Origin of the sequence: Streptomyces sp. NPDC087263 (assembly GCF_044744645.1) — a bacterium.
In the GTDB taxonomy this organism is placed as follows: domain Bacteria; phylum Actinomycetota; class Actinomycetes; order Streptomycetales; family Streptomycetaceae; genus Streptomyces.
Genome location: NZ_JBIUYT010000008.1, coordinates 84291 through 100209 on the forward strand (window position 1 = coordinate 84291; position 15919 = coordinate 100209).

The window sequence follows — 15919 nt, forward strand, 5'->3', positions numbered from 1 at the left end:
ACACCGTGACCAGGATCAACCGCCCCGACACCCTCCTCACCGAACTCCGGGACATCAAGCGCCGCCTGCACGCCCTGGAGACCGCGCAGCGCACGACGACCACCGCGATCACAGCCCAGGCGATCGCCGCGGAACCGGAAGCCACCGAGACGGACACTCCCGAGCCCGAATAGACCCGAGTCGTCACGCAAAGTAATTTGATTACCGCAATCCGTCACTCACTTCCCAACTGCTCTGCCCCGCCAGGGAGATGGCGGGGCAGCCCTGTTTCGGCCGTTGCCCATCTCGCCAAGCAATCGCCAATGTGTTCGAATCGAGTCGCTGACCGGTGCTGATGAGGTTAGAGTAATCGAACGAACGTACGACGACGATATCGGGCTTCTGGCTGAAAAGGGGCGGAGTGATGGAGGTGCGGCATGGCGGGCTTCGCCCATGTGCACGTCGCGTCCGGTTACTCCGCCCGCTACGGCGCCTCGCACCCCGAGCAGCTCGTCCGACGGGCGGCCGACCGCGGCATGGCGTCCCTCGCACTCACCGACCGGGACACGGTCACCGGCGTCGTCCGCTTCGCGCGTGCCTGCGAGAAGGAGGGGGTCCGGCCGGTCTTCGGCATCGACCTCGCGGCCGAGGCCCTGGCGCCCCCGCCGCCGACCCGGCGCCGACGCACTCCGGCACGCGGCGGCGCGTATGTCGTCGAGCCGCCGCTGCGGTTCGTTCTCCTCGCACAGAACCGGGCGGGCTGGGCACGGCTGTGCCGCATCACCTCGGCCGCCCATGTCGGCGCCGTGTCCGGTACGGCGCCCGTGGTGCCGTGGGAGGCGCTGCGCGAGTACGGCGGCCCCGGTCTGATCGTGCTGCTCGGTCCTCTCTCGGAGCCGGTGCGGGCGCTGTCGGTGGGCCGGGAGGACGTCGCGATGAAGCTGCTGGAGCCGTGGCGGGAGGTCTTCGGGGACGGGGTCCGGTTGGAGATTGCCGCGCAGAAACGTTTCAGCACGGGGCCGGGATCACTCCGCCTGGCCGCCCGCACCCTGGCGCTGGCCGACCGCACCCGCACCACCGCGGTGCTCTCCAACGCCGTCCGCTACGCCGACCCCGACCAGCACCGCCTCGCCGATGTCCTGGACGCGGCGAGGCTGCTGCGGCCGGTCGACCGGCGCCGGCTGGACAGCGGACAGCGCTGGCTCAAGGACGAGCGAGGAATGGAGACCGTCGCGCGCATGATCGTCGAATGCGCCGGAGGGGACATCCCTCGGGCCCGCCGTCTGATGGCGGACACCGCCGCCACGGCGGCCGCCTGCACCCTCGACCCCCGAGCCGACCTCGGCCTCGGCACACCCCACCTCCCGGAACCGTCGCTCTTCGGCGTCGGGCCCGGAGCGGGCGGCACGGCCCGGCTGCTGCGCCGGAGATGCGAAGACGGCCTGGCCCGACGCGGCCTCGACCGCGACCGAGCGGCACTCGACCGGCTGGACGAGGAACTCGACGTGATCTCCCACTGGAACTACGACTCGTACTTCCTCACCGTCGGACAGGTCGTGACCGACATCCGGGCCAAGGGCATCCGGGTCGCGGCCCGCGGTTCGGGCGCCGGTTCGCTGGTCTGCCACGCGTTGGACATCGCCACCGCCAACCCGCTCGACCATCGCCTGCTGTTCGAACGCTTTCTGAGCAAGCGCCGCGAATCGCTGCCGGACATCGACATCGACGTGGAGTCCGCCCGCCGCCTGGAGTGCTACGACACGATCTTCGAGCGGTTCGGGAGGGAGCGAGTGGCGGTCACCGCGATGCCCGAGACCTACCGCGCCCGCCGGGCCCTGCGGGACACCGGCCTGGCCCTCGGCATCGCGCCCGCCGACGTCGACCGGATCGCCAAGAGCTTCCCGCACCTGCGGGCCTCCGACATCAGCAGTGCGCTCGCCGAACTGCCCGAACTGCGGCAGCTGGCGGCCGAAGCAGGCCGCTACGGGCCACTCTGGGAGCTCGCCGAAGGCCTCGACTCGCTGGTCCACGGCATGGCCATGCACCCCTGCGGCGTGGTCATCAGCGACGCGACACTCCTGGACCGGCTGCCGGTGCAGCCCACTCCGCAGGGCGACTACCCGATGGCGATGGCGGCGAAGGAGGAGATCGAGGCGCTGGGCAACATCAAACTCGACGTCCTGGGTGTACGGATGCAGTCCGCGATGGCCCACGCCGTCGCCGAGATCGAACGGACGACCGGCAACCACATCGATCTGGACGACCCCGAGCAGGTGCCGCTCGACGACGTCTTCGCGTTCAAGCTCATCCAGGAGAGCCAGACCCTGGGCCTGTTCCAGCTCGAGTCGCCCGGCCAGCAGGACCTGTTGTCCCGGCTACAGCCCCGCGACCCGCAGGACGTCATCGCCGACATCAGCCTCTTCCGCCCCGGGCCGGTCGCCGGCGGCATGCCCGAGCGGTACATCGCCGCCCGGCACGGCGGCACACCGGACTACGCCCACCAGGACCTCGAACCCGTGCTCGCCGACACCTACGGCGTGACCATCTGGCACGAGCAGATCATCGAGACGCTGCATGTGATGACCGGCTGCGACCGGGCCTTCGCGGAGATCACCCGACGAGCACTCGGTGACAAGGACCAACTGCCCAGGATCAAGGACTGGTTCCACCAGAAGGCACGCGTACGTGGCTACAGCGCGGCCGTCCGGGACGAGGTGTGGAAGACCGTCGAGGCCTTCGGGGCGTACGGCTTCTGCCGCGCCCACGCGGTCGCCTTCGCCGTACCGGCCCTGCAGAGCGCCTGGCTCAAGGCCCACCACCCGGCGTACCTGCTGGCAGGTCTTCTCGAACACGACCCCGGTATGTGGCCCAAGCGCGTCCTGGTCTCCGACGCCCGTCGGCGCGGGGTGCAGATCCTGCCCGTCGACATCAACCACTCCAAGGTGAAGCACACCGTGGAGAAGACCGACGGGGAGCAGTGGGGTGCACGGCTGGCGTTGTCCGCGGTGCACGGCATCAGCGAGGAGGAGTGCGCGCGGATCGAGGAGGGGCAGCCGTACGGATCACTGTCGGACTTCTGGCAGCGGGCCCACCCCAGCCGGCCGGTCGCCGAACGCCTCGCGGAGATCGGCGCGTTGAGCCCTCTCCATGACGGGCGTCTCACGCGCCGTGATCTGCTGCTTCAGATCGCCGAACTCCACCGGGCCTCCCGCACCCGGTCCGCGGGCAAGGGCCAACTGCCCATCGAAGCAGACGCAGTGGGGGGAGCGGAGCCGAGCGGTCTGCCGGAGATGACCGGACGTGACGCCCTGAGCGCAGAGTTGGGCACCCTCGGTATCGACGTCTCCAGGCATCTGATGGAGCATCACCACCGGCTGTTGCGCGAGATCGGCGCGACCGACGCGGCGCACCTGGCCGGGCTGCGCGCCCATCAGCAGGTCCTGGTCGCCGGTGTACGGGCCTCCACGCAGACCCCGCCGATCGCCAGCGGGAAGCGGATCATCTTCGTCACCCTGGAGGACGGTTCAGGGCTGGTCGACCTCGCCTTCTTCGAGGACTCCCACCCGGCCTGCGCGCACACCGTCTTCCACAGCGGTCTGCTCCTTGTCCGCGGCACGGTCCAGGTGCGCGGTACCCGCCGTACCGTCGTCGGCACCATGGCCTGGGACCTGGACGAGATCGCCGCCGCCCGCCGGGACGACGGCCCCGGGGCCGCCCTCGCCCTGCTCGGCGCCGACCGCCCGCACCCGACCCCCGCCCAACCGGCTCCGGGACAGCCGCCGCCCGCCGCCCCCGCCCAGCCGCGGCGCACCCTGCCCAACGGCACCACCGGCGCCCGCCTGCACCCGTACGCCGATCTCCAGCCCGCCGGTACCCGCTCGGCCGACCTGAAGAAGTTCGGCCATCGCAGCCCCGGGAGCGCGGGATGACCACACGTCAGCGGCATATCGCCCACCTTCATCTGCACACCGCGCTGATCGAGGATCAGTACGATGACATAATCGAACTGATGTCTGGTGTCACGCCCCATGTGCAGGCCATCCCGCCCAACGCCCTTCAGCTGGACCTGACTTCGGCGCTCAGATACTTCGACCTGTCCCCCTACGACATGGTCCAGACGGTGATGATGAGACTGCGGGCCCACTGCGGCATCGACAGCAGCGCAGGCCTCGCGAGCAACCGCATGCTGGCGGCCATGGCGGCCGACGCGTCCGCGCCCGGCGAGACCACCTGGGTCCCGGCCGAGCGGGCCGCCGACTGGCTCCACCCCCGCCCGCTCACCGCACTGCCCGGGATCGGCCGCGCCACGGCGACCACCCTCACCAGGTACGGCCTGCACACCATCGGCCAGATCACCGACATACCCGCGGCGACCCTGCAACGTCTCCTCGGCGTCGGCCAGGCACGGCTGTTGGCCGAACGGGCCCGTGGTCACGACCTCCGTCCGGTCGTCCCCGCGGAACCAGCGACTCATCTGGCCGCCGATCTCCTGCTCGACCGGGACTGCCTCGATCCGGCACAACAGCACCGAGCCGTCCTCGGCCTGGCCGAACAGATCGGCGCCCGCCTGCGCGGCGAGAACCAGGTCGCCGGCCGGCTCACCCTCACCGTCCGGTACGCCGACCGCAGCTCCACCACGCGCACGCGCCCGCTGCCGGAATCCACCGGCCACTCGCCCGCCCTCGCCGCGGCTGCCCTGGGACTGCTGGCCTCCCTCGGACTGCAACGGGCAAGGGTCCGTGCCTTCGTGATCCGTGCCGACGATCTGCGGCCGGCCGGCGACGCCCATCGCCAACTCACCCTGGACCCCGGTGAGGACCGTGCCCGCGCCGCCGAAGCAGCCGCGGACCGGGCCCGCCGCCGCTTCGGGCCGGGGGCCGTGCACCCCGCGGCGCTGGCTCACGCCCCACGTCATCGGGGCGATGACCGAGTGGCTCGGCTGCCCGGATGTAGGGGTCCGATTTAGTTCGGCAATCGGCGCCCCATCTCAGCAGCGAGCCAGCAGTGTTGAGTGGTTCAGCAGTCGGAAACCTCGATGGATCGCTGCCACTCAACTTGATGGACCGGGTCAAACCGTCGCCTGGATGCGGTCCCCGTGCCGCAGTTCTCCTTCCATGGAAGCTATTGGAGCTTCTGCGGCGAGGGGAAGTTGTGGGTGTCCAGACGATGGAGTCGGGGTCGGGCAGGGCTCCGGCGTGGAGGGTGTCGGCCTCATCCGGTGAGGTCGGGGATGCGCTGGTTTCGCTGCGGGCGTTGGACGGCAGCACTGTCGACAGGCTCATGGGGCAGCTTTGCTCGGCTCATGTGATGCGGGCGAAGCCGTGGCGTACGTCCCCGAGTCCGGCCGGCCGTTCGGGCTCCACCACGACGGGCGCCGCCACCTGCACGGTGTGGACTGGATCCGCGGCCGGCAGAGCATCGTCTCGATCGCCCGCGATGTCGCGAAGTTCCTGCGCATCCGGGGGTTCACCGGCTGACCGCCGCAGCGCGCACCAGCCAGTGCTCAGGGCTTGAGCGCCACTCCGCCGTACATCCCGATCCGGTCGTCCCCGGCGAGGACCTGCTCGTCCGGCCGCCACTGCGACAGCATCACCAGGCCGGGGTCGACCGGCTCCAGGCCGTCGAAGAACGCGGCGATCTCCTTGCCGCTTCGCACGGCGGTCTTCACCGACGATCGGGCGTAGGCCTTCGCCGTCGCGCGCATCCCTTCCGGGTCCAGGTCGGCGGTCACCTGCGACAGCACCAGCACACTGCCAGGGGCGACGGCGTCCATCAGGGTGCGCACCGCGCCGTAGGGGTCGTCCTCATCGATGACGAAGTGCATGACCGCGACCAGCAGCACCACGACGGGCCGGTCGAAGTCCAGGCGGCCGCGTACCTCGGGATTCTCCAGGATCTCCGCCGGGCGGCGGACGTCCCCCGCGACGATCGTCGCGGGGGACGGCGCGGGCTCCTCGCCGTGAGCGCGGGTGTGCGCCAGGACTATCGGATCGTTGTCGACGCCCACGATCCGCGCGTCGGGCCGCACCGACAGCGCGGTCTCGGCCGTGCCGCCGGGGGCGGGCAGACCGACGCCTATGTCCAGGAACTGATCCAGGCCGATCTCGGCCAGGTGCCGTACGGCGCGGGTCAGGAAAGCGCGGTTGACGCGGGCGAAGTCCCGGACCGGCATCGCCTCCAGGGCCTTCTCCGCGGCCGCGCGATCGGCCGGGAAGTGATCCTTGCCGCCGAGCAGATACGAGTAGATGCGCGCCGACGTGGCCACGGTCGGGTCGATCGTCGGCGGCGTCCACTGCGGGGCGATTTGGTCGCCGTTCAACGGCTCCGCGTCCGGCACGTCGTCCTCCACCCCGTCGACATTCCTCCGATGACCTGAGCGTAGCGCGGGGTCGTCAACGCCGCCGACTCGGGTTGGGAATCGCCGCAACGCTCAGAACGTGCTGAACTGGCTGGAGCCATCGGCAAGTTGACGTGCTCAACCACCCATGGATTACGGGCGGACGTGCTGGTCTGAATCGGTTCCCCACACCGGAACTGGACGGACTCGGATCGGCCGGTTCCCGGATCTGACGCGCTGCGATCCCGCCCGTCGGGTCAGTTGGCCCACGGCGGAGTGAGGACCGAGCCGTCGGCCAGCTCCGCGGTGAGGCCGATGGACGTGGTGACCCAGGAGATCGCGGTCTCCTGGGTGGGGTTCTCGACGCCGAACGTCGCGCCCGGGTTGATGATCACCGTGTCGCCCGCGGTGATCCGCTCGGTGCGGCCGTCGAGGGTGATCAGCAGTTCGCCGGAGAGGAGATGAAAGATCTCCTCACGGCTGACGGTGTGGACCGGGGCCCTGGTACCGGCCGGGATCTCGCCCCGCCAGGCGCACAGCTCCTTGCTGCCGCTGAGGGGAGTGGCGTGCGAGACGAAGCGGACGCCGTGTATCTCGTGGACGACGGCCTGGGACGGGTGGATGACGGGCACGGCGGATCTCCCTCTGGATGGTCAAGTAGGTTGACTATATGGTCAACCTACTTGACCAATACGTCAAGGGTGTTTCAATGCCTGCGTGCAGAAATCCGAGGCCATGGCCCTGACCGCCGTGCTGCTCGCCGCCGCCGGTGAGCTGACGCAACGTATCCACGAGGGTGTCGTCGCCCGGGGATTCGAGGGGGTGCGGCCCGCGCACGGCTTCGCGTTCGCGCGGCTCGCGCCGGGCGGGGCGACGGTCACCGACCTCGCCGCACATCTAGGGGTCACCAAGCAGGCCGCGAGTCAGCTCGTCGACGAGGTGGTGCGCAAGGGGTACGTCGAGCGGCGGCCGCACCCCGATGACGCGCGCGCCCGGCTGCTCGTACTGACCGAACGCGGCTGGGCCTGCACGCGTGCCGCGGAAGAAGCGGCGGCGGAGGCCGTTCGACCGTGGGTCGAACTGCTCGGTGAGGGTGAAGTTCGGGCGTTGCGCGACCGTTTGGAGCGGATTGCGCCCTACGGTCCCATCAAGCCCGCCTGGTGACGGTTCGTCGGTTGCCCTATCACGGCTTCTGACTACCGCTGGAAGTTTTTACTGACGCGTAACTTCACACTTGGACTACTCACTCGTAACTTGAAGAGTGAACAGCATCCTCGTGATCCGGATCACAGGGCGTACGTCGTCGCAACTCCCTTGAGCCGCAAGGAGATCACTCGATGCTGCCCTGGAAGCGCTTGCTCAGACCGCTGGCCGCAGTACTGCTCACCGCCACGGTCGTCATCGCCCCCGCTGCCACCGTCACCGCTGCTGAGGCCGCCGCGCCGAGCCGAGGCTGGAATGACTACTCCTGCAAGCCCTCCACCGCACACCCCCGCCCCGTCGTCCTCGTTCACGGCACCTTGGGGAACTCCGTCGACAACTGGCTGGCCCTCGCGCCCTACCTGGTGACCCGGGGCTACTGCGTCTACTCCCTCGACTACGGGCAACTGCCCGGCGTCCCGCTCTTCAACGGCCTCGGCCCGATCGACAAGTCGGCCGAGCAGCTCCAGGTCTACGTCGACAAAGTGCTCGCCGCGACAGGCTCCGCCAAGGCCGACCTCGTCGGCCATTCGCAGGGCGGCATGATGCCCCGCTACTACCTCAAGTTCCTCGGCGGAGCCGCCAAGGTGAACGCCCTCGTCGGCATCGCGCCCGACAACCACGGCACCGACCTCAACGGCCTCACCAACCTGCTGCCGTATTTCCCCGGTGCCCAGGATCTGCTGTCCACCGCGACCCCGGCACTCGCCGACCAGGTCGTCGGCTCCGCGTTCCTGGCCAAACTCAACGCCGGCGGCGACACCGTCGCGGGCGTCCACTACACGGTCATCGCCACCAGGTACGACGAGGTGGTCACGCCGTACCGCTCACAGTTCCTCACGGGTTCCGACGTCAACAATGTCCTGGTGCAGAACCTGTGCGCCCTGGACCTCTCCGAGCATGTGGCGATCGGCCTGCTCGACCGCATCGCCTTCCACGAGGTGGCGAACGCGCTCGATCCGGCGCACGCCACCCCGACCACCTGCGCGTCGGGGCTCGGCTGAGGCCGAGGCCGAGGCCGAGCACGTGGCGGGGGTCTGTCCGGCCTGAGCCGTCGGACAGACCCCGGAGTTCCTTCGTCCTAACGTCCTAACGTCCTAGCGGCCGTGGCGTCCGCCGCTCACCGCGCGGCGGCGGACCGAGGCGAACAGGGTCGCCGCACCGAGCGCCAGGGCGGCGGCGCCGCCGACAGCGAGGTACGAGGTGGTGCCGTCGCCGCCCGTCTCGGCGAGGTTCTCCGAGGTGCCGGCCGCCTGGACCTCGGTCTGGTTGGCCGGCGTGGTGGTTTCCGGGGCCTCGGCGCTCGGGTCGTCGGCTGCCGCGTCCGTGGTGGCCGTGGTGGGTTCCGCGGACGTACTGGCGTCGTTGTCGCCGTGGCCGTTGTGCTCGACGGTCGACTTGTCGGCACCGGCCTCGATCTGTTCCTCGGAGGGCGCGGAGGCGGTCGGGGCGGGAGCCGGGGAGGTGCCGGTGGTCGTACCGCTGCCGCTGTCGGCGGCGCCAGTGGTGGCGCCGTACGTGATGTCCGAGCAGGAGTAGAAGGCCTCCGGGCTGTCCGAGCGCTGCCAGATCGCATACAGCAACTGCTTGCCGGAGCGTTGCGGGAGGGTGCCGGAGAAGGTGTAGAAGCCGCCCGCCGCGGCCGGGTCGGTGGCCGTGGCGACCGGATTCTGGAGATCCAGATCGTCCCAGGCCAACGGCTGCGACGGGTCGTAACCTGCCTTGGTGACGTACACCTTGAAGGTGCCCTTGTGCGGCGCGGTCACCCGGTACTTGAAGGTGTACGAGCCGCTGCTCACGCTCGTGGCCGGCCAGTCCTCGCGGGCCAGGTCCAGGCCCTTGAACTCGTCGCTGTTCGCGCTGCACAGCTTGCCGTCCGGGATCAGCGCCTGGTGCTGCCCGTTCGCGTCACCGATGCGTATGCCGTTCCAGTCGTAGAGCGCCTGGGCGCCGCCCGCCGCTACGACCGCCTTGCAGGCGGCCGACTTGGGGCTCTCCGGACCCTCCGCGTAGCACTGGGAGATCCGGCTGACCGGGTCTCCCATCGTGCCGTGCGCGGCGGCCGGCCCGGCGGCGAGCGCGGTCAGGGCGAGCGGGGCGATGCCGACGACGGCGATCGCGGCGGCCTTGCGGCGCGGGGGCAGGGCGGCGGTCATGGGGAACTCCTCGAAACGGTCCCGGAAGCTTGGGCTGAACCCGTGGGGTGATCAGCAAGCTAGCCCGAAGAAACCGCGAAATCGCCTGCTGGAGGCAGGAGAAGGAGATCCTTATGGCGCCGTTAAGGGAGCGCTGAGACTGCGATCAGGTAGGCAGCGTTCGCTGCCATAGCAGAGCCCCAGAGAGAGACAGATGCTCCGACCATGTGTTCCTCGACAGCGTCGCCGTCCGTCCCGACGCCCATGGCAAGGGCGTGGGGCGGCGACTGCCGGCGTTCGTGGAGCGGCGCGTGGACGGGCCCGTACGACGGTATCCACTACCGCAAGCGGCTCGCCCGACACTGCTCACGGTTCTCATGGCCGGGGGGGCAGGCGCCGCTCACCCGTCCGGCCACCACGTGCGGTGGATGTCCTTTCGGACCTCCGGGCGCTCGGCCGGGCGCTGGTCGGCCTCGTCCCGCACGCGGCGGGAGTCCGACTTCCTCAGGGGCTTCTGCAGGGTTACGCGGCGCATGGCTGCCTCCTTGCGTCTACCTATGTCCATGGTGATACGGAGGTAGACCCTTTCGGGGAGAGTTCCTCATCGGTCGCGATCTGTCTGTGGTGCCAGTCACGATTCGACTGTCAGTGGTGACTGTCACCCTGGTGCGCATGGCGAGTAACAACGAGATGAATCCAGTGATTCCGGGGACTGACGTCGACTGGGACGCCGAGTCCGTCACCTTCGACGAGGAGCCGGACCACGGGCTGCGTGATCCCCTCGTACGGGAGGCGTGGGCCGCCCGGCTGCGGGCCTGGCTGCCGGAGCGGGCCGCGGACGTCCTAGACCTGGGCTGCGGCACCGGCAGCCTGTCACTCCTCGCGTCCGGATGGGGGCACCACGTCACCGGGGTCGACCTCTCTCCGGGCATGGTCGGCCTCGCCCGCGCCAAGCTCGCCGGGCGTGACGCGGTGTTCCTGGTCGGTGACGCGGCGGCACCGCCCGTCGGTGAGCAGCGGTTCGACGTTCTGCTCTGCCGCCATGTGCTGTGGACGCTGCCCGACCCCGGGCGCGTCCTGCGGCACTGGTGCGGCCTGCTCCGCCCCGGCGGGCGGCTCGTTCTGGTCGAGGGTGTGTGGGGGACGGTGAGCCCGGTCGGTATGTCCGCGGACCGGCTCACCGCCCTCCTCGAACCCCTCGCGGCCGACGTCAGGGTGGAGCGGCTTTCCGACGACTCGCGGTTGTGGGGGAGGGAGGTCGAGGACGAGCGGTACGCGGTGGTGGCCCTCATTTAGCCGAGCAGGTCCTCGAAGTCACCCTTCCGGGCGAGGAGTTCGAGTTCGTCCAGGGCGTTCTCGGCGGCGGCGGCGGACACCGGATCCGTCGTCGCCAGGCCGCTCGCCGCGAACTCGTCCTCGTCCAGGCGGAGTACGGCCGTGCCGTCGGCGGAGCGCCACAGGTCCAGGTCGAGATCCTCGACGAGCAGTTCGGTGCCGGCGACGACGGCCGGGCGGGTGATGTCGCAGTACCAGCCCTTCAGGGTGCCCTCGGCGTCGCGGACCTCCTTCACCGCGTACCAGCGGTCCCGCCAGTAGTACTCGGTGAAGACATCGCCCGGCTCGAAGCGGACGAAGCCGAAGTCGCGGACGCCGTCGCCCGCCCACGGGGCGCGGACGGTGACGCGGGTGCCGTCGTCGGCGAGCAGCTCGGCGGGGTAACGGATCTTCGTACGACCCGCCTTGACAAGGACGATCTCCCACTGCTGCTTCGCATCAGCCGAGTTCGCGGACATGGCGCACCTCCGTGGCACAGATCTCGTAGCCGAACCACTTGTTGATCGCGATCATCGGTTCGTTGCCGGCGTCGTTGCCCGTGAACGCCTGCGTCAAGCCGGCGGCGCGGGCCCGGTGCAGGGAGTCGTTCTTGGCGAGCTTGGCGAGGCCGCGGCCGCGGTGGGCTCGGGCGGTGCCCGTCATCACCGTGCCGTAGCGGGTGCCACCGTCCGTGCGGGCGGCGCTGAACGCCGCCGGGCGGCCGTCGACCACCGCGACCGAGGTCAGCTCCGGGCTGAAGAGGGGGTGCTGCCAGGTCTCCTGGAGCCAGGCCTCGTAGTCCGTGAACTCCTGGGCGACGTCGCTGGGTTCGTCCGCCATCGTCTCCGCGTCCAGGTCGAACAGGGGTCGCGGATCGGCGGCGTAGTCGGAGCCCTTGCGGAGTTCGACGTCCGGCGGGAGGGCCTGCCGGGGAGGCAGGGCGCCGTTCGCCAGGTCCAGGCGGAGGAAGTGCGCGGAGCGGCTCGCGCGGTAGCCGTGCTTCTCGGCGAAGGCTCGGTTGGCGGGGGAGTCCAGGACCCAGGCGAAGAGCTTCTTGGCGCCCAGGGCCGTCAGGTGCTCCTCGGCGGCCCGAACCAGGAGTGAGCCCGCGCCGCGCCGAGTGCGGTCCGGGGCGACGTACACGTTGAGATAGCCCTGCCCCGGCTCCGGGCTGTCGTGCACGATGCCGACCTGGGCCGTGCCGATCAGTTCGCCGTCCTGCTCGGCGAGCAGGGGCCGGTAGCGGGCGTCCGGGTGGGCGTGCGTGACGTCGTACCCGACGGAGTCGGGGGTGTGGAGCACGAAGGGAAGGGCGAGGGTGCGGACCCGGGCGAAGCCCTCGGCGTCCCGCCGGTCGCCGGGGCGGACATCGCGAACGATCACTGTCATGGAGTCTGACGCTACGTGGGGGCTGTGTGCGGGTGCCTCTCATTTTTCCGCCGGGTACGGGACAATCGGCCCGTGACGTTGAAGATCCACATCGATGAGGGGGCCGCGCCCTACGAGCAGGTGCGCGCCCAGATCTCCGAGCAGGCCCGGTCCGGGGCGCTGCCGGTCGGCTACCGGCTGCCCACCGTGCGGGGGCTGGCCGAGTCGCTCGGCCTCGCGCCCAACACGGTCGCCAAGGCGTACCGGGCCCTGGAGGCGGACGGGGTGATCGAGACGCGGGGCCGCAACGGAACGCTGGTGGCTGCCGCAGGTTCGGCCGCCGATCGCGAGGCCGCGGTCGCGGCGCAGGCCTACGCCGAGCGCGTACGCCGCCTCGGTCTCACGGAGTCCGCCGCACTGGACGCGGCACGCGATGCCCTGCGGGCGGCGTACGGGGAGTAGCGCCTGTCCGCGGGCGCGGCGGCGGGCGGCGTTACGGGAATGGGGTGCCCAGGGGCCACAGGGTCACAGGGGCCTCTGCCGGGTCCGGTGGCTGCCGCCCAGTCCGGGCCCGCTGACGCTGACGTCGACGCCGGCGCTGCCGCCGGTCGCCTTCGTGGCCGATCGCCGCCGCGACGGAGTGCAACTGGCCGTCGGTTTCGTGGGTTCGGGAGTGGCGCCGGCTGGCGGGATTCGAAGCGGACGCCGACCTCACGGCGTCCGAGACGGCCGAAGGCACCAAGAGACGCCGAAGGCACCTAGAGACGCCGAAGGCACCTAGAGACGCCGGATGCCCCTACAGATGCCCGGTCCCCTACAGATACAGCCCCGCGTCCGCTCCCTCCCGCGGATCCGGTACCTGCGTCGGAGACGTTCCCCGGCGCAGCGCGTACAGCTCTGCCAGAGTCGCGCCCTCGCGGGCGACGCCCTCCTCCGTGCCGAGCCAGTTCACGGCCTCGCGGCGGGTCAGGGGGCCGACCTCGATGCGGGCGAGGCAGCGGCCGGGGCGGACGACGGCGGGGTGGAGGCGCTCCAGGTCCTCGTTGGTGGTGACGCCGACCAGGACGTTGCGGCCCTGGCCGAGCAGGCCGTCGGTGAGGTTGAGCAGGCGCGAGAGGGCCTGCCCCGCCGTGTGCTTGGCCTCGCCGCGGATCAGCTCGTCGCAGTCCTCAAGGAGGAGGAGCCGCCAGCGGCCCTTGCCCGTGCCGTCCTCCTCGCCGATCGCGATGTCCATCAGATAGCCGACGTCGGAGAAGAGCCGCTCGGGGTCCAGGACGCAGTCCACCTGGCACCAGTCGCGCCAGGAACGGGCCAGGGTGCGCAGGGCCGAGGTCTTGCCCGTGCCCGGCGGCCCGTGCAGCAGGAGCAACCGGCCGGCGATGTCCTCCGGCGTCGTCTTCATCAGGGTGTCCATCGCGTCCGCGACCGGAGTGGTGTAGTTCGGCCGGACCTCGTCCCAGGTGCCGGCCGAGATCTGTCGTGTGGTGCGGTACGGGCCGCGGCGCGGGGACACGTACCAGAACCCCATCGTCACGTTCTCCGGCTGGGGTTCGGGCTCGTCGGCCGCGCCGGTCGTCGCCTGGTCGAGGATCTTCTCGGCCAGCTCGGTGCTGGTCGCGGTGACCGTGACGTCGGCGCCGCGGTTCCAGCGGGAGACGAGGAGGGTCCAGCCGTCGCCCTCGGCGAGGGTCGCGCTGCGGTCGTCGTCGCGGGCGGACCGCAGCACGCGGGCGCCCTTCGGGAGCAGCGTCGCCCCGGACCGTACGCGGTCGATGTTGACGGCGTGCGAGTGAGGCTGCTCGCCCGTCGCGAAGCGGCCGAGGAACAGCGCGTCGATGACGTCCGACGGCGAGTCGCTGTCATCGACGTTGAGCCGGATCGGCAGAGCGTCGTGTGGGTTGGCAGACATGCCGCCATGATCCGTCACCGGGGGAGCCTGTGCACGGGATTTCCGGTGCCCGGTCCGGGTGTCCTTCGCGAGGGGGCCCAGCTCAACCGGCTTTCGACCGGGTGTCCGAGAGACCGTCGCGCGCTCGCCGGTGTCAGGACCGCCGGAGAGAAGAGGCGGGGCCGCGGCCATCCGGAACCTGTTCCACCGCCTGTTCCCGCCATTACTGTTGCCCTTGATGGGACGGCATGGGTGGAATTCGGGGACTCGGCGGTGGCGGCTCACCGCGGTGCTCGGCGTGGGAGCGGTCGCTCTGGCCCTGCTGGTGACCCTCCTCAACACCCTGCCCGGGGACGGCGCGGGCACCGAGGGAACGACCCTTGACGGGGACAAGGTGCACGGCACCCCCGCCGCCCCCGCGAAGGCGGCGGAGCCGGCGGTCGGCTGGGGCTTCACGCACACCCAGTTCAGCGCCGACGAGGGCAGTACGGCGGCCACGGAGCGTGTGGAGGGACTGCTCGCCCAGCAGCCCCTGCCACAGATCCAGCACATCATGGGCTGGGGAGCCGGTAACCCCGAGCCGGTCAAGGGGCGTTACGACTTCGTCGAGATGGACCGCCGTATCGACTTCATGCGCGCCTCGGGCGGCACCCCGGTCGTCACCCTGTGCTGCTCCCCGGACTGGATGAAGGGCGGCAAGTCCGGTGACACCGACTGGAGCCAGGCCGCCCTGGAGACCGCCCCGGACCGCGCCCACTACGACGACTTCGCCGCGCTTGCCGCGACCGTCGCCAAGCGCTATCCGGACGTACGCCACTTCATCGTCTGGAACGAGTTCAAGGGTTTCTGGAACGACGAGAAGGCCCGTTGGGACTACGAGGGTTACACCGAGCTCTACAACCTGGTCTACAAGGCGTTGAAGAAGGTCAACCCGGACATCATGGTCGGCGGGCCGTATCTCGTCATGGACAGCCTCGACCCGCGCCAGACGCATGACGCGTCGCCGACGGTGAAGGGCACCTGGGGCACCATGGACCAGCGGGTCCTGGATGCCTTCGACTACTGGAACAAGAACAAGGTGGGCGCGGACTTCGTCGTCGTGGACGGCTCCAGCTACACCAAGGACGATGACCTGCTGCCGGACGAGTTCGCGGCCACCGACAAGTTCACGGCCGTCGGCGCATGGGTGCGGGAGCGGACGGATGATCTGCCGCTGTGGTGGGCGGAGTACTACGTCGAACCGGCCGACGGGAACGACGAGCGCAAGGGATGGTCCGAGACCCGCAGGGTCGCCGTCCAGGCCGCCGGGCTGATCGCGATGGCCCGCGGCGGTGCCACCTCCGGTTTCTACTGGAACCCGGAGCAGGAGAAGGGGCCCGACTGTGCGGGCTGCCTGTGGACGCCGACGAGCAGCGGTGACGGGGGCGAGGCGATGCCGATGTTCGGCCTCCTCTCCCGGTTCGGCGCGGAGTTCCCGCCGGGGACCGCGTACGAGACGGTGTCCGTCGCCGCCGCCGATGTGCCCCGGGTGCGCGTCCTCGCCACCGGCACGACGGTCCTCGTGGTCAACACGCAGGACCGGTCGATCAGCGTGAAGATCGACGGGCAGCAGGTCGAGTTGGGCGCGTACGAGGTGAAGTGGCTGGCACGCTGAGCCACTTCACGCTCGTACGCCTTCAAGGAACAACCTTCACGCTC

16 protein-coding genes and 1 pseudogene are annotated in these 15919 nt (G+C 70.3%); 10 read left to right on the forward strand and 7 right to left on the reverse strand.

Annotation, left to right across the window (positions count from 1 at the left end):
• The first annotated feature begins 5 nt into the window (after positions 1 to 5).
• The 4 genes from ACIPC1_RS25570 (at position 6) to ACIPC1_RS25585 (ending at position 5456) form a co-directional block, all read left to right on the forward strand.
• Entirely contained in the window at positions 6 to 173 is a 168-nt protein-coding gene (locus ACIPC1_RS25570; protein ID WP_402520746.1) for a hypothetical protein, read from the forward strand.
• Between the two features lie 243 nt (positions 174 to 416).
• Positions 417 to 3908: a DNA polymerase III subunit alpha gene (locus tag ACIPC1_RS25575; protein ID WP_402520748.1), complete on the forward strand. Its 3492-nt coding sequence runs from the start codon at positions 417 to 419 to the stop codon at positions 3906 to 3908.
• Complete coding sequence (locus ACIPC1_RS25580) at positions 3905 to 4945, forward strand: DNA polymerase thumb domain-containing protein (RefSeq protein ID WP_402520750.1); 1041 nt, start codon at positions 3905 to 3907, stop codon at positions 4943 to 4945. Before ACIPC1_RS25575 ends, ACIPC1_RS25580 begins: the two co-directional genes overlap by 4 nt.
• A 355-nt stretch (positions 4946 to 5300) precedes the next feature.
• Entirely contained in the window at positions 5301 to 5456 is a 156-nt protein-coding gene (locus ACIPC1_RS25585; protein WP_402520752.1) for a hypothetical protein, read from the forward strand.
• 26 nt (positions 5457 to 5482) lie between these two features.
• On the opposite strand, the gene ACIPC1_RS25590 is transcribed toward ACIPC1_RS25585, so the two are convergent.
• Together ACIPC1_RS25590 and ACIPC1_RS25595 are read right to left on the reverse strand one after the other, a co-directional pair.
• On the reverse strand, positions 5483 to 6328 hold the full coding sequence (locus ACIPC1_RS25590; protein ID WP_402520754.1) for an SAM-dependent methyltransferase: 846 nt from the start codon (positions 6326 to 6328) through the stop codon (positions 5483 to 5485).
• Between the two features lie 245 nt (positions 6329 to 6573).
• A complete protein-coding gene (locus tag ACIPC1_RS25595; RefSeq protein ID WP_402520756.1) occupies positions 6574 to 6948 on the reverse strand; it encodes a cupin domain-containing protein in 375 nt (124 codons plus the stop codon).
• 85 nt (positions 6949 to 7033) lie between these two features.
• Here ACIPC1_RS25595 and ACIPC1_RS25600 point away from each other — a divergent pair, with 85 nt between their 5' ends.
• Positions 7034 to 7480: a MarR family winged helix-turn-helix transcriptional regulator gene (locus tag ACIPC1_RS25600; protein WP_402520758.1), complete on the forward strand. Its 447-nt coding sequence runs from the start codon at positions 7034 to 7036 to the stop codon at positions 7478 to 7480.
• A 173-nt stretch (positions 7481 to 7653) separates the two neighbouring features.
• A complete protein-coding gene (locus tag ACIPC1_RS25605; RefSeq protein ID WP_402520760.1) occupies positions 7654 to 8520 on the forward strand; it encodes an esterase/lipase family protein in 867 nt (288 codons plus the stop codon).
• A 93-nt stretch (positions 8521 to 8613) separates the two neighbouring features.
• Here ACIPC1_RS25605 and ACIPC1_RS25610 read toward each other — a convergent pair whose 3' ends face one another.
• Positions 8614 to 9672, reverse strand: coding sequence for a lytic polysaccharide monooxygenase (locus ACIPC1_RS25610; protein WP_402520762.1), 1059 nt, complete (start codon positions 9670 to 9672; stop codon positions 8614 to 8616).
• Between the two features lie 197 nt (positions 9673 to 9869).
• Between ACIPC1_RS25610 and ACIPC1_RS25615 the strand changes: the two are divergent.
• Positions 9870 to 10005: pseudogene (locus ACIPC1_RS25615) on the forward strand (GNAT family N-acetyltransferase); the annotation flags it as partial.
• A gap of 46 nt (positions 10006 to 10051) precedes the next feature.
• On the opposite strand, the gene ACIPC1_RS25620 reads toward ACIPC1_RS25615, so the two are convergent.
• Positions 10052 to 10186, reverse strand: a complete 135-nt coding sequence (locus ACIPC1_RS25620; RefSeq protein WP_402520764.1) for a hypothetical protein — start codon at positions 10184 to 10186, stop codon at positions 10052 to 10054.
• Positions 10187 to 10323: 137 nt separating this feature from the next.
• Here ACIPC1_RS25620 and ACIPC1_RS25625 point away from each other — a divergent pair, with 137 nt between their 5' ends.
• Positions 10324 to 10947 carry a class I SAM-dependent methyltransferase gene (locus ACIPC1_RS25625; RefSeq protein WP_402520766.1) on the forward strand — a complete coding sequence of 208 codons (624 nt, stop codon included), beginning with the start codon at positions 10324 to 10326 and terminating at the stop codon, positions 10945 to 10947.
• Here the strand turns inward: ACIPC1_RS25625 and ACIPC1_RS25630 are convergent.
• Both ACIPC1_RS25630 and ACIPC1_RS25635 read right to left on the reverse strand, forming a co-directional pair.
• Positions 10944 to 11444, reverse strand: a complete 501-nt coding sequence (locus ACIPC1_RS25630) for a DUF402 domain-containing protein (RefSeq protein ID WP_402520768.1) — start codon at positions 11442 to 11444, stop codon at positions 10944 to 10946. The genes ACIPC1_RS25625 and ACIPC1_RS25630 overlap by 4 nt on opposite strands.
• Complete coding sequence (locus ACIPC1_RS25635) at positions 11425 to 12354, reverse strand: GNAT family N-acetyltransferase (protein ID WP_402520770.1); 930 nt, start codon at positions 12352 to 12354, stop codon at positions 11425 to 11427. Before ACIPC1_RS25635 ends, ACIPC1_RS25630 begins: the two co-directional genes overlap by 20 nt.
• 72 nt (positions 12355 to 12426) lie before the next feature.
• Here ACIPC1_RS25635 and ACIPC1_RS25640 point away from each other — a divergent pair, with 72 nt between their 5' ends.
• The gene (locus ACIPC1_RS25640; RefSeq protein WP_402520772.1) at positions 12427 to 12795 is read left to right on the forward strand and encodes a GntR family transcriptional regulator; all 369 of its coding nucleotides are present in this window, start codon (positions 12427 to 12429) and stop codon (positions 12793 to 12795) included.
• Positions 12796 to 13147: 352 nt separating this feature from the next.
• Here ACIPC1_RS25640 and ACIPC1_RS25645 read toward each other — a convergent pair whose 3' ends face one another.
• On the reverse strand, positions 13148 to 14242 hold the full coding sequence (locus ACIPC1_RS25645) for a DUF5925 domain-containing protein (protein ID WP_384383093.1): 1095 nt from the start codon (positions 14240 to 14242) through the stop codon (positions 13148 to 13150).
• A 217-nt stretch (positions 14243 to 14459) separates the two neighbouring features.
• Between ACIPC1_RS25645 and ACIPC1_RS25650 the strand changes: the two genes are divergently transcribed.
• Positions 14460 to 15875, forward strand: a complete 1416-nt coding sequence (locus tag ACIPC1_RS25650; protein WP_402520774.1) for a xylan 1,4-beta-xylosidase — start codon at positions 14460 to 14462, stop codon at positions 15873 to 15875.
• Positions 15876 to 15919 lie beyond the last annotated feature (44 nt).